Raw genomic sequence first — 12,549 nt, forward strand, 5'->3', positions numbered from 1 at the left:
ACTCCGACAGGTTCAGGCCATTGAAGCTCGTTATTGAGTACCAACCAGGCGGTGCCGGAATTGATTGCGGATATGGTCATTGAAAAAGCGGCCTTTGGCGAAGGCGGCTTTGAACGCGGCGAAGGTCTCCGGCGGCACGTCCTCAAACTCGTACCGTTTGCCGCTGGCGACGAACCACACCGAAAGGACTTTGCGCTTCGGATCGTTTGCGTATCGAGGTGGATGGCATGATGCAGCTCGAGCAACAGTCTTCAACGATCGCAGAGCCTGTCACGTTCCTTCGTGGTGTTGCTCCCGAGCAACGCACGAGGATTTGCTCCGGGCCACCCACGCATCGCGGCATCGCAAACGCGGCAGGCACGGTCTTCCGGGTCTCTCTTTCTACGCCGGCCTCATGCATTCCCAGCAGAAAATCCGAGCGCGGCGCGTAGATCTCTGGGGCAATCAAGGGTGCAAAGGACATAGCAAAGCCGCAAGATATGAGCCGGATTAAATCAGGACGTGCTCTAGCGTGGCCAAGGACTCATAATTACGGGGCGACCTGCCAACCTCGCACCGTGATATAGCTTGTCCACTGTCGCAATCCCGACAGAATGGTTTCGTCGCTAACAAACGGAACCAGCCGCGCAAAGCCAACCTATTGCAATAACAACGGCTTTTTAGGTGGCATGGCTCTTGCTGCTTGATCTGTAACGTGCGCTCCGGCACAGAGCCGCTTCCAGCGGATCTCACGACCATTGCGCATATGTAGGCCAAAGGACTTTTCGATAGCGAGGTCAGGTGACGATGAGTAACGTCCCGTTCACCGAGTTCATTGGACCTGAGTTATGGAGGAGGTCATACAATGAGCAAGGCGATTTCGTTCGGGGCGGAAGTCTTGCCGGTGACGGCGTCATCGACGACCCTTCGCGAGCTCATTTTTTCCAACGACCTCACATTTTTGATGGAAGCGCATGATGGGCTTTCGGCAGCGATTGCCGAGCGTGTCGGCTTTCGCGGGCTCTGGGCCTCTGGTCTTTCCATCGCCTCGGCGCTCGGCTATCGCGACGCCAACGAAGCGAGTTGGACCCAAGTCGTCGACGTCGTCGAGCGCATAGTCGATGCGACGGACATCCCTGTTCTTGTCGATGGTGACAGCGGCTTCGGAAATTTCAACAATGCTCGCTTGGTCGCGCGGAAGCTTGAGCAACGCGGGGCCAGCGGCATGTGCCTTGAAGACAAGGGCTTTCCGAAGTTGAACTCCTTTGTCGGGGATCGGCATCCGCTTGCTGACATCGACGAATTCTGCGGCCGGCTCAAAGCCGTGAAAGACACGACGGGACCGGATTTCGTCGTCGTCGCGCGGATCGAGGCGCTGATCGCCGGTCACGGTCTCGATGAGGCGCTGGTCCGGGCCGAGGCTTATGCAGAAGCCGGCCCCGACGCGATCCTCATACACTCCGGCAAGGCAGTCGCAGACGAGATCCTGACCTTCGCCCAGGAATGGAACAACAAGCTGCCGATCGTCATCGTTCCCACCAAATACTACAAAACGCCGGCTTCGGTTTTTCGTGATGCCGGCATTTCGACGGTCATCTGGGCCAACCATTCGATGCGGGCGGCGATCGCTGGCATGCGTGACATCTGCGGCCGCATCTCGTCGGAAGAAAGCATCGCCGGGATAGAGGACCAGGTTGCCGGCCTCGACGAGCTGTTCAGCCTGATCGGCTATCACGAACTGGCTCAGGCGGAAGAACAGTATCTGCCGAAGCGGACAGCAGAGCGACGTCCGAGCGACTCGGACCAAGTTCAAAAATTCGACAATTAGCTCAGGAGGGGCGCACATGCTTGCGCAGCGGATGTCCTTGCTTTCAGGTCCGGGCACTGCCGCCGCCCGCGAGGCAGCCAAGGTTGCTGCCGCGGCCGGCCGTCAGATCATTGATCTGGCGGCCGGCGAGGTGATCATCGAGCCGCCCACGTCAGTTCGCAATGGAGCGATCGCCGCAATCAATGCCGGCACGAACCGCTATACGGATTCAATCGGTCTGGCACCGCTCCGGGAAGCCGTCGCGAAAAAACTGACGATCGAAACAGGCGTTGGCTGGAACATCGACGATATCGTCATCACCGCGGGCGCAAAACAAGGATTGCTCGATGCTGCTCTGGCTGTGCTCGACCCAGGCGACGAGGTCATCATCTTTCGCCCGTGCTGGCCGACATTCCCGTCCCAAGTTCTTCTTGCCGGCGCAAAGCCCGTATTCGTCGAAGTCCGGCCGCCAACCTATGTTCCTGACATTGGCGCAATCCGTGCCGCCGTCACACCGCGCACGAAAGCCATCATCATCAACTCGCCTAACAATCCCACAGGCGCTGTCTACGATCGAACAACGCTTCAGGCCATTGGCGATATCGCTATCAATTATCAGCTCTGGATCGTTTCCGACGAATGCTATTCCAGCTTTGTCTTCACGGGTGGACGCCATGAATCCGTCGTCATGGCCCATCCCGGGGTTCGGTCGCGGACAATCCTGGTAAATGCCTTCTCCAAGGAGCTGGCGATCACTGGATGGCGCCTGGGCTATTTTGCGGCGCCGCCGGAGATCGTTTCCGCGGCCAAGAAACTGCAGAGTCACACGACCTCGAACCCCAACGTGATTGCGCAACACGCCATTCTGCATCACCTACAGGTTGGTGATGGCCGTTTCGAACGGGAGATGCACCGGCGATTGACTGATGCTCGTACCGTGGGGCTGCACATTCTGTCCGGCCTGCGCGATGTCGATGCACCGCGCGCCGAGGGTTCGTTTTTCTTCTATCTCGACTTGAGCACGTTGATCGCTTCGCTGCCGCAGGGGGGGCCCGTGCGGACCACAGACGACGTGGCCCGGTTGCTTCTCGATGAAACCGGCGTGGGCTCCGTCGCCGGTGGCACATTCGGTGATCCGAATGGTCTGCGACTGTCATTCGGGGCGCCCCCAGGCCAGCTGGAGCAGGGACTGCAAAAGGTCGTCGAAACGTTGAACAGCCTCAAGACCAGACAAGTGGCTGCCTGAGCCTCATCAGAAGGACATTCGATATGAGCAACCGTACTCGGACTGCCGTCATCCTCGCCGCAGGCACGGGATCGAGACTGCGCCCGTATACGGATTCCGTTCCGAAGCCTCTGGTGGAGGTAAACGGCACCCCTATACTGCACAACGCGCTGCATCAGCTCTCCGAGCTCGGGATTTGCGAAGCGACCATTGTCGTAGGCTACCGCAAGGAATCGATCGAGCAGTCGTGCGGCCGGCGGTTCGAGGAGGTGGAAATCGAGTATGTCCACAATCCGATATTTGACCGGACCAGCAGCGCCTATTCGCTCTGGCTGGCGCGGAACACAATGCTTGCCGGCGACACTATCTTCCTCGAAGGCGACGTGTTCTTTGAGCGCGAGGTGCTGGAACGGACGCTTCGGACTGTCTCGGCGACGAAAAAGAATGTGGCGGCCGTCGCCGCCTTCACCGAAGCAATGAGCGGGTCGGCGGTCGAATTGGCCGAAGATCACTCTGTCTCCACGTTCGTGATGAACCAGACGCCGGCACAGGCGCAGGCAAGGAGTCTCTTCAAGACGATCAACCTGACCCGTTTCTCTGCGGCGGCACTGCACGATCGGCTAGTGCCGGCTCTCCATCGCGCCGTCGAGAGCGGGTACCACATCGCCTATGTTGAACAAATTCTGTCGCTTCTGGTGGAAAGCCGCGAGCTGCAGCTTTCGGCGGCTGACTGCAGCGATACCCGCTGGTTCGAGATCGATAGTGAGGCCGATCTCCGGTTAGCGGAGGAGATTTTCGGGTTGCCGCCCGCACTTGCATTAGCCGGTGCATCTTCAGCCACACTCGCGGCAGGACCAAGGAGATGATCGGCTACCTGCGTGATTACGCGAATGCCATCACGGCGCTCGCATACCTGTTCGCGGTCGTGGGGCTGTACCTCGCCCTCAACGGAAGGATCGAGCTCGGTGTCGCAGCCATGCTCTGGACCTGGTTTCTGGACCATTGGGACGGGCACGTTGCGCGCAAGACGAGCCACCTTCGCCGCCCGGGCGTGGCGGACTTCGGAAAGAGCTTCGACGGGTTCGCCGACTTCATTCATGGCGTGGTGTTCCCCGCGGCGGTTATCATTCTCATCGGCCAGGGCAGCGCCATATCGTTGATCGCGAGCTTGATTCTAGTGTTGGCGGGTGCCATCAGGCTCAGCTATTTCGAGAACGTTGGATTGGCGGCAGACGCGCGCTTCACAGGCATCCCAGTCTCTTACGACACTCCGCTCCTTGCCCTACTGCTGCTCCTTAGACCTTTTCTCTCGCCGACCTCTTTCGCAGCAACTGTGGCGATGCTGTTCATCGCGTTGGCAGTGCTCCACGTCACGACAACTATTCGTGTCCCGGCGATCCGAGGAAGGGCGGTCCCGCTAGCCACCGCCTGCGCTATCGCTGCGTCGATGGCCTTGGTTGCCCTGCAAGAAATCGGAACTGCAGTTCCGGCAAACTGAGTTTCTCGAGATGAGCAAGTGGCGAAATGGAATGAACGAGATCGCGCTGATCGGGACCGAAGTTCCCATTATCACAGCACAGCCTTCGGTCGATTTCGTAAGAAATTTTCCTCCTCCGAGGCCTTTGGTCGCGACTTATCTGAATAAAACGCTCGAAGAACTAGCTACGTTGGACATTGCGAAAGCCATTCGCTTCCACGCTTTACCGGGAGGGACAGCGACCGCGCGGCGGGTACGGCATGGCCTGCGAGTAAAGACTGTCGTGTTAGGAGCCGGCTACCTGGCAGGCGAGCATATTGACGTCGCAGATCTCGCATATTCTCTCACCGTGACTGTACCACCGGTTCGAAAATCACTTATCCGCCTCGCCACGGAGGGCGTCATTGTAGCTTCCTCTCGAGGTTTCTTTTGTAGGTTACCAGACCCCTGCGAACTCACGGAAGAGTGTGAGCTCGGCTTTGCCATCGTCGAGCACTACGCAAAAGTATTTAAGAGGGTCGATACCTTGCCGGTTTTGAACGTTTCCGACATGGACGGCGTCCGGGCCTCATTCGCGAACGGGCACTCCCTTATGTCAGCTTGTTGGCGTCCTTCTGGCCCTTGGCACGCGCCGTGGAATCATAGTTTGGGGGCTGAATGCAATGACAGCGATCGTAGGCAGGTACGAGCACGGCGAGTTCTCCGTGACCAGCGAGTTCGCCAGCCGCGAGCTCAGCGAAAAAGGTAAAGCTCATTACGACGATAACCATCTGCCAAATGAACTTTCGCAATTCCGGCGTGGTGGTGTGAGTCTGTTGTTCGATGAAGTGGCTTATATTGCGACGGAAAAGCGTCAGCGCATCACATTCGATCCTGATCGTTTCGTGGAGGAATATCGATCACGCGGACAAGACGCGTTCGACGACCTTGATGGTCAATTCGCCATTGCGCTGCACGACGCCGCGAGTGGCAGATTGCACATTGCACGGGATACCTTCGGTACCCGTCCGCTGTTCATCGCTCATCTTCCGTCTGGCATTGCATTTTCCACGACCTACTCACCACTATGCAAGGTTCCGGAACTTCATCCCGCCTTCGATGTCGCTGCCGTTCGTGCATTCATTGAACGTGGTTGGGCGCCGGCTGGATTGACCTTCCATCGCGATATACGGCCAGCGCGAGCTGGCTTCGTCGAGATATTCGGCCATGAGTTGCACTGTCTTCGTCGCCTGCAGCCTCAGGCAAATGAGTATATTCAGCCCAGAGACCCACTGTCGTCCGACGAATTGTTGTCGCTTCTTCGTCGGACCGTGGCGGAATCACTTCTACGTTCGCAGGGCGATATCGGCGTTTCACTCAGCGGCGGTATCGACTCCGCCGCGATCGCAGCGCTGCTGCAAGAAGCCGATCCGCGCCGTGTCATACGGAGCTTCACCGTTGGTTACGGCGAGGAGGACCCGGAGATCCAAGGAGGTCGCGTGACCGCCTCCCATCTTGGCTTGGAGCATCACGAAACTATCGTCGGCCCGCAAGACTTGGCTTCCCTCATGCAGCAAGCCGTACGAGTTCTGGGTAATCCGGGCGGCTATGATGAGTTTCCCTGCCTTTTCGCTCTGTGGCGAGACGCGTCAAGGTCCGTGCAAACGCTTTTTTCGGGCAATCTCAGCGACACGCTTTTTGGCGGCATGGCCTACCATAGGGATCTTTGGCTTAGGATGAACAACGCGCGCGATGACCTTTCGCGCAAGGACCAATCGGGATCGCTAGATATCAAGCCAGCTGATCAGGAAGGTCCCAAAGATCTCCTTTTTGACAATCTTCGCCAATCGCTCACCGACTGGGACGAACGTATCGGTGCGCAGACCTTGCTCGCTTCAAGCGCGGAACTTGAGTTGGTTATGCCGCTATCGAGACGATCCTTGCTCGACTTGTCCCTACGCCTCCCCGCTCGACAAAAAGTGACGGAATGTCATGTCAAGGCTTTCTTCCGGGAGAGCATCAGCAGTCTGCTTCCTCCTGAAATTCTTCAGCGCCCGAAGGGGATTCAACAACTGCGATATGATGCCGACACGCGCGACGCCCTATTGGAACTCTCGCGACGGTACCTGACGAAGGACCGCATTGAACGACATGCGATCGTATCACCTGGCGATGTGCAGGCGTGTATATCCGAAAGCAAAGACAACTTCACGAAGGCGCGATTCCAGACCCTTTGGAACCTGCTGATATTTGAGATTTGGACGGATGCCTTTACGAATGCACCGTCTCAGTCAAAGCTTATCTAAGGAAGACATCAGAGAATAGTCTCTGAGGGGCACAGATATAGGCTGGAAAGCTTTCAAGAGCGACGGTGGTAATGCGCTCTGAGGTCGGTTGTCCCGACGAGCAAGGTCGCGAAATGGGTTTGGGTCAAGAACTCGTACCATCCCAGATAATCGGGCTGCACCGTCACCGATGTGCGGGTGTAAGAACCTGTCATGAAGGAGTTACAAAGGAGCTTTATGGAAGATACCTAGACATCTGGTCATCTAGCAGGTGGATGGCCCCGTCCCAGATGCTGCTGCGAGAAGGAATTTCCATGTTCTTCCTATCAAGAGCCTTGCGCAGCGCTTTCACCTTGTGGGCCATTCTGACCGTCGTTTTTGTCGCGACGCGCCTGACGGGCGATCCGACATCCTTCCTCATTCCACCGGAAATGCCGGAAGAACAACGTGTCGAGCTTAGAACAAAGCTTGGACTTGATGATGACATTCCAACGCAATATCTGCGGTATGGTGAAGCACTCCTTCGGGGTGATTTCGGACAGAGCTTCTTCTCAAACAGGCCGGTCGTCGATCTGTTTACAGAGCGGGTTCCGAACACCCTCCTTCTGACCATTCCCGCTTTCTTCTTGTCGATCGCCATTGGCTTAGGCGGTGGCCTCTGGGCTGCACTCCATCACAACGCCGTTTTCGATCGTTCAGTCACGACTGCAACGGTCGTGATGCAGGCCATTCCCAATTTTGTAGTCGGCATTGCAGCAATCTTGATTTTCAGCCTGTCCTTAAAGCTCCTGCCAAGTGGCGGCATGGGGACCTGGAAGCACATGATTCTTCCCGTCATCACACTTGCAGTCGCGGCATCCGCGAACATATCGCGGCTCGTCCGCAGCAGCATGCTCGAAGTCTTATCACAGGATTACATGCGCTATGCCCGCAGCAAGGGACTAAGCCCTGCCGTTGTCGTGCTGAAGCACGGATTAAGGAACGCCATTCTGCCCGTACTGACGATCCTTGGGCTGCAACTCGGGGGTCTGATTGCGGGCGCGGTAGTGACGGAATCGGTTTTTGCGTGGCCGGGAGTGGGGCGGCTTGTAATCGAGGCCGTCATGAAGCGTGATTTCGGCATGCTGCAATTCGGAATCCTCGTTTTTTCTGCAACAGTCATCTTGGCTAATCTTCTCGTTGATTTTGCCTATGGTTTGCTGGATCCGCGGGTGCGTGGGAGGTGATCATGACCAACAGAATCACTGACGCTTCAGAACTGGATGCTGGCGGTTTCGGAGCTGAACGCGTGTCCGTTCCGAGACGACGTGACCGCTTGCCGAGGGTGACAATCATATCACTCTTGTTCCTTTTCGTCATCGTGCTGTTGGCTGCTGCAGCGCCCGCAATCGCTCCACATGACATTGCCGCGCAGAGCCTTTTGAGCCGGCTGCGACCGCCGATATTCGCCGGCGGTGCAAGTGATTATCTCCTTGGAACCGATCATCTTGGGCGCGATGTGCTTTCGCGCCTGCTTTCCGCAACGCGCACTACATTGCTTATAGCGGGTGCCGGCGTTCTCATCGGGGTCATTGCAGGGACATTCAGTGGACTGGTCGCGGGGACTGCAGGAGGGTGGACCGACCAGTGCATCGCCGCTGTTGTCGACGCACAGGCCGCAGTGCCGACGACGTTGATCGCCCTTACAGCAGTCGCCCTTGTTGGCACGCATCCACTGGTCTTGGTGCTGATCGTTGGCTTTTCCGATTACTACAAGTACTCCCGGGTGGTCCGTGGAGAGGTGCACGCCTTGCAAGGACGCAGCTTCATCGAAGCCGCTCGCTGCTCCGGTGCGTCGCCTTGGCGAATTGCGATACGCCACGTTCTTCCCAACACATTCTCACCCATCATCGTCTTGGCGAGCTTGAGCTTTGCCGAAATAGTCGTTCTGGAGTCCTCCCTTTCGTTCCTTGGCGTCGGCGTCCAGCCGCCAAATGTTTCTCTCGGCTCGTTGCTTGGCGAGGCAAGAAACTACCTGATCTCCTCCCCTTGGCTCGCCATCATACCATGTATCGTGATCGTCATGATCACGGTCGCAGCATCCATCATCGGTGATTGGCTGCGCGATGTTCTTGATCCTCGGAGCCGCACGTAATGGTGCAGCCCTTACCCTATTCCTGCAGGAATGCCTAACATCATCCACCTTTTTTGGAGAATCCCGAATGCGATATCTACTTCTAGCAGTTGCAATGCTGCTGCCGACCTTCGCGGTGGCGCAGAACGACACGAGACCGCCACTTACCGTCGGCGTCAATACGGTCAAGGCCAATTTCGATCCCGGCCTGGCCCTCGGAAACGTGGACTTTCCTATCACCCATAATGTCTTCGACACGCTGGTTGCGAGGGACTTCTCCAAAAGCAAGGACCGGACGGCCTATGAGCTCATTCCGGGCCTCGCACAAAGCTGGAAGCGGATGGATGATCGCACCATGGAGTTTTCTCTTCGGCCAGAGGTCCATTTCCATAACGGCCAGGCGCTCACCAGCGCCGACGTAAAGTTTACCTTCGATCGTATCCTCGATCCGGCGTCCGACTACGTCGGTGCCAGGAACCTGCTGAAGGTCATTGAGCGCATTGACGTTGTCGATGATCTGACCGTGAGGATCACGACAAAAGCACCCAGTCCCATACTGCTTCACTTATTGGCGTATCACGCCAGCGACATCGTGCCGAAGGCTTATTTTGAGGCAGTTGGAGAGGCGGGATTCGGACAGAAGCCGGTCGGAACAGGTCCGTTCACTTTTGTCAAACTTCAGCCTGACGAGAGCATGCAACTCAAGGCTAATGACTCCTATTTCCGCGGACGGCCGACAATCTCCACATTGACCTTCAAGGCCATTCCCGAGGTTTCGGCAAGGATCACTGCGCTTGCAAATGGTGAAGTCGACATCATCAACAGTCTTCCGCCGGATCAACTGAAAGCGGTTGAAAGCCAGGGTTGCTGCGAGATTCGCAGCGTGTTGATGAACCATCACTTCCTTCTCTACAATACATACAATCCAGTCATGGCTGACAAGAAGCTGCGCCAGGCACTCAACCTTGCGATCGACCGCCAGTTGCTCGTCAAGGCCCTATGGGATGAAAAGGCCACGGTTCCGCATTCGGCGCAGTACGAGGCATGGGGGCCTGAACTTTATAATCCTGATCGGCCGACCCCGGCTTTCGACCCGGATCGGGCTCGTCAGTTGCTTTCGGAGTCATCTTACAAGGGTGAACCGATCTACTTCGTAACTCACCCGGTCTACTACACCAACGGAGTTGCCGTTGCGGAAGCCGTCGTGGAGATGTGGAAAGCCATTGGGGTGAACGCCAGTGTTCGTGTTGACGAAGGATGGAGCAAACTCGCGAAGGATAATCCCGTACTGGCAGTACGAAACGGATCGGATTGGGTCGTGCCCACGGATCCTGCGGTTACCCTGTTCATGACCTGGTCGAAGCGTCTATGGAAAGATGAGGCGCGCTTCGACGAACTGGCCGAACAGGGCGAGACGACACTCGATGTAAAGCGTCGACGCGACATCTACCAGAAGATGATCGACATCTTCGAGGAAGAAGCGCCCGGCACGTACCTGTATCGCGCGCCGGAGTTCTATGGGGTCAAATCCAATATTCAGTGGCTCCCAAACACTGACCATACGATGGATTTTCGTCCAGGCAACATCCACTTCGACAAGTGATGTGCCAGAGTTCCAGCAATCAGATGAGTCCAGGATGAACGAGAACGAACTCTTGCGCGTCGAAAAATTGCGCACCCATTTCCACACTCAAGGTCGCACTGTCAAAGCAGTCGAAGATGTTTCGTTCTCGATTCAAAAGGGAAGTACGGTCTGCCTGGTCGGTGAATCTGGATCGGGCAAATCGGCGACTGCTTTTTCCATCCTGAATCTCATTCCAAAATCGCTGGGACGCATTGTTGCGGGGAAGGTCCTTTTTCAAGGTGAGGACCTTCTCCAATTCTCCCCTCGACGTCAGCGCGGCATCTTGGGCAACGAGATTGCCATGATATTCCAGGAACCGGCGACGGCGCTCAATCCAGTCTACACGATCGGCGAGCAGATCACGGAGGTTGTTCGAACGCATCGACAATGCAGTCCTACTGAGGCGCGACGTCAGGCCAAGACAATGCTTGATCGCGTGGGCATCTCCGATGCTGGACGGCGCCTGGACGATTACCCGCACCAGCTTTCCGGGGGTATGCGGCAAAGAGCGATGATCGCGATCGCGCTTTCATGCGATCCCAAGATGCTCATCGCCGATGAGCCGACGACGGCGCTCGATGTGACCATTCAATCACAAATTCTCGCCCTTCTTCACGACATGCAGCGGGAGACCGGCATGGCGCTGCTCTTCATTACGCACGACCTGAGCGTTGTCGCGGAAATCGCTGACCGGGTTCTGGTGATGTATGCCGGTCGGATCGTGGAAGAAGGGGATGTCACCGAGATCTTCGACAATCCCCGGATGCCCTATACTCGTGCCTTGTTGAGCGCGCGCCCCGACCTGAATTATGGAGGCGGATTGTCTCGCCGGCTTTCTGCCGTACCCGGCAGTCCCCCGGATCTCGCAAACCTCGCCAGTGGCTGCTCTTTTCACCCGCGCTGCAGTTATGCCGACGGTGATTGCGCTAACAGGATGCCGGGACTTGAAGAACTTCGCGGCCACAGCGTTCGTTGTTTGCATTGGCGCCAGATCATAGCGGCCACTGCGGAGCCGGAGTTGGTCGTATGAATGCTCACCTTGGCCATCTTGATAAACCAGAGAAAGGCTCCATATCGAGCCCGGTTCTCGGGAGCTCTTTCCTCGAAGTGAACGACCTTCGCGTGCATATTCCACTGCGGGCGGCGTTTTCACCGTTTAGCCTAAGGCGTACGATAAAGGCCGTTGATGGAGTCTCACTTTCGATCGCCGCCGGTGAAATCGTCGGTCTGGTCGGCGAATCTGGTTCAGGCAAGACGACGTTCGGTCGAAGCTTGCTGCGGCTTATCGACCCGAGTTCTGGCGAGATCCGGTTCAACGGGGTCGACCTCACTACATTGTCGCCGCCCGAAATGCGTTCCTTCCGCCGGCACATGCAGATGGTGTTCCAGGATCCCTATAGCAGCCTCAACCCGCGAATGACGGTTGCGGAAGCCATTGGCGAACCGCTGTCCATCCACCACGGTCATTTGACAAAGCGGGTGCGGACCGAACGGATCGGCGAACTCTTGTCGCAAGTTGGACTAGCTCCGGCACACGCCTCTCGTCACCCCCACGCGTTCAGCGGCGGGCAACGCCAGCGGATTGCCATCGCCAGGGTATTAGCCACCGAGCCGGACTTCATCGTCGCCGATGAGCCCGTGTCGGCCCTCGATGTTTCCGTTCAAGCTCAGATCGTTAATCTGCTTCTTGATCTGAAGGATAGGCTTGCGCTCACAATCCTGTTCATCTCGCATGATCTGCGGGTGATTAGCCATATCGCGGATCGTGTGATCGTCATGTATCTCGGGAAGATCGTGGAGATTGCTCCCACCGCGATATTTCGGGACGCGCCCGCTCATCCTTACACCGAAGCGCTGGTCTCGGCTCTACCGGTCGACCATCCACGGCTTCGCAAAAAACGGGCAGTCCTCCAAGGCGAAGTTCCAAGCGCTGTTACACCGCCTTCCGGCTGCGTCTTCAGAACGCGATGCCCGATCGCCAGCTTGGAATGTTCACAAGTCACGCCAAACCTTCGGCAAATCGGTCCAGGGCATTGGGCCGCATGCCTAAACCGTTAAAC

At 57.0% G+C, this 12,549-nt stretch carries 11 protein-coding genes; 10 read left to right on the top strand and 1 reads right to left on the bottom strand.

Features of this window, described 5'->3' with window-relative positions; all coding sequences use genetic code 11:
• Positions 1 to 30: 30 nt before the first annotated feature.
• On the bottom strand, positions 31 to 180 hold the full coding sequence (locus tag AC0NIE_RS33835) for a KTSC domain-containing protein (RefSeq protein ID WP_473489441.1): 150 nt from the start codon (positions 178 to 180) through the stop codon (positions 31 to 33).
• A 664-nt stretch (positions 181 to 844) separates the two neighbouring features.
• Here AC0NIE_RS33835 and aepX point away from each other — a divergent pair.
• From aepX to AC0NIE_RS33885, 10 genes are all read left to right on the top strand, one after another.
• Positions 845 to 1,807 (top strand): phosphoenolpyruvate mutase, encoded by a 963-nt coding sequence (gene aepX, locus AC0NIE_RS33840; protein ID WP_473489442.1) that lies wholly within the window; start codon positions 845 to 847, stop codon positions 1,805 to 1,807.
• A 16-nt stretch (positions 1,808 to 1,823) separates the two neighbouring features.
• On the top strand, positions 1,824 to 3,032 hold the full coding sequence (locus AC0NIE_RS33845) for a pyridoxal phosphate-dependent aminotransferase (protein WP_473489443.1): 1,209 nt from the start codon (positions 1,824 to 1,826) through the stop codon (positions 3,030 to 3,032).
• 23 nt (positions 3,033 to 3,055) lie between these two features.
• On the top strand, positions 3,056 to 3,877 hold the full coding sequence (locus AC0NIE_RS33850; protein WP_473489444.1) for a phosphocholine cytidylyltransferase family protein: 822 nt from the start codon (positions 3,056 to 3,058) through the stop codon (positions 3,875 to 3,877).
• Positions 3,874 to 4,509 carry a CDP-alcohol phosphatidyltransferase family protein gene (locus AC0NIE_RS33855; RefSeq protein ID WP_473489445.1) on the top strand — a complete coding sequence of 212 codons (636 nt, stop codon included), beginning with the start codon at positions 3,874 to 3,876 and terminating at the stop codon, positions 4,507 to 4,509. Before AC0NIE_RS33850 ends, AC0NIE_RS33855 begins: the two co-directional genes overlap by 4 nt.
• Positions 4,510 to 5,150: 641 nt before the next feature.
• Positions 5,151 to 6,773 carry an asparagine synthase-related protein gene (locus AC0NIE_RS33860; RefSeq protein ID WP_473489446.1) on the top strand — a complete coding sequence of 541 codons (1,623 nt, stop codon included), beginning with the start codon at positions 5,151 to 5,153 and terminating at the stop codon, positions 6,771 to 6,773.
• Between the two features lie 269 nt (positions 6,774 to 7,042).
• Positions 7,043 to 7,978 carry an ABC transporter permease gene (locus AC0NIE_RS33865; protein ID WP_473489447.1) on the top strand — a complete coding sequence of 312 codons (936 nt, stop codon included), beginning with the start codon at positions 7,043 to 7,045 and terminating at the stop codon, positions 7,976 to 7,978.
• Between the two features lie 2 nt (positions 7,979 to 7,980).
• Complete coding sequence (locus AC0NIE_RS33870) at positions 7,981 to 8,886, top strand: ABC transporter permease (RefSeq protein ID WP_473489448.1); 906 nt, start codon at positions 7,981 to 7,983, stop codon at positions 8,884 to 8,886.
• A 94-nt stretch (positions 8,887 to 8,980) separates the two neighbouring features.
• On the top strand, positions 8,981 to 10,468 hold the full coding sequence (locus tag AC0NIE_RS33875; protein ID WP_473489449.1) for an ABC transporter substrate-binding protein: 1,488 nt from the start codon (positions 8,981 to 8,983) through the stop codon (positions 10,466 to 10,468).
• 34 nt (positions 10,469 to 10,502) lie between these two features.
• Positions 10,503 to 11,519 (top strand): ABC transporter ATP-binding protein, encoded by a 1,017-nt coding sequence (locus AC0NIE_RS33880; RefSeq protein WP_473489450.1) that lies wholly within the window; start codon positions 10,503 to 10,505, stop codon positions 11,517 to 11,519.
• The gene (locus AC0NIE_RS33885; protein WP_473489451.1) at positions 11,516 to 12,547 is read left to right on the top strand and encodes an ABC transporter ATP-binding protein; all 1,032 of its coding nucleotides are present in this window, start codon (positions 11,516 to 11,518) and stop codon (positions 12,545 to 12,547) included. The genes AC0NIE_RS33880 and AC0NIE_RS33885 overlap by 4 nt, the downstream gene beginning before the upstream one ends.
• Positions 12,548 to 12,549: the final 2 nt, after the last annotated feature.

Source organism: Mesorhizobium sp. WSM4842, from assembly GCF_055901575.1.

What these genes read in the sequence shown, in the direction of transcription:
- aepX (WP_473489442.1), top strand. Translation starts at nt 845, where the DNA reads ATGAGCAAGGCGATTTCGTTCGGGGCGGAAGTCTTGCCGGTGACGGCG.
- AC0NIE_RS33845 (WP_473489443.1), top strand. Translation starts at nt 1,824, where the DNA reads ATGCTTGCGCAGCGGATGTCCTTGCTTTCAGGTCCGGGCACTGCCGCC.
- AC0NIE_RS33850 (WP_473489444.1), top strand. Translation starts at nt 3,056, where the DNA reads ATGAGCAACCGTACTCGGACTGCCGTCATCCTCGCCGCAGGCACGGGA.
- AC0NIE_RS33855 (WP_473489445.1), top strand. Translation starts at nt 3,874, where the DNA reads ATGATCGGCTACCTGCGTGATTACGCGAATGCCATCACGGCGCTCGCA.
- AC0NIE_RS33860 (WP_473489446.1), top strand. Translation starts at nt 5,151, where the DNA reads ATGACAGCGATCGTAGGCAGGTACGAGCACGGCGAGTTCTCCGTGACC.
- AC0NIE_RS33865 (WP_473489447.1), top strand. Translation starts at nt 7,043, where the DNA reads ATGCTGCTGCGAGAAGGAATTTCCATGTTCTTCCTATCAAGAGCCTTG.
- AC0NIE_RS33870 (WP_473489448.1), top strand. Translation starts at nt 7,981, where the DNA reads ATGACCAACAGAATCACTGACGCTTCAGAACTGGATGCTGGCGGTTTC.
- AC0NIE_RS33875 (WP_473489449.1), top strand. Translation starts at nt 8,981, where the DNA reads ATGCTGCTGCCGACCTTCGCGGTGGCGCAGAACGACACGAGACCGCCA.
- AC0NIE_RS33880 (WP_473489450.1), top strand. Translation starts at nt 10,503, where the DNA reads ATGAACGAGAACGAACTCTTGCGCGTCGAAAAATTGCGCACCCATTTC.
- AC0NIE_RS33885 (WP_473489451.1), top strand. Translation starts at nt 11,516, where the DNA reads ATGAATGCTCACCTTGGCCATCTTGATAAACCAGAGAAAGGCTCCATA.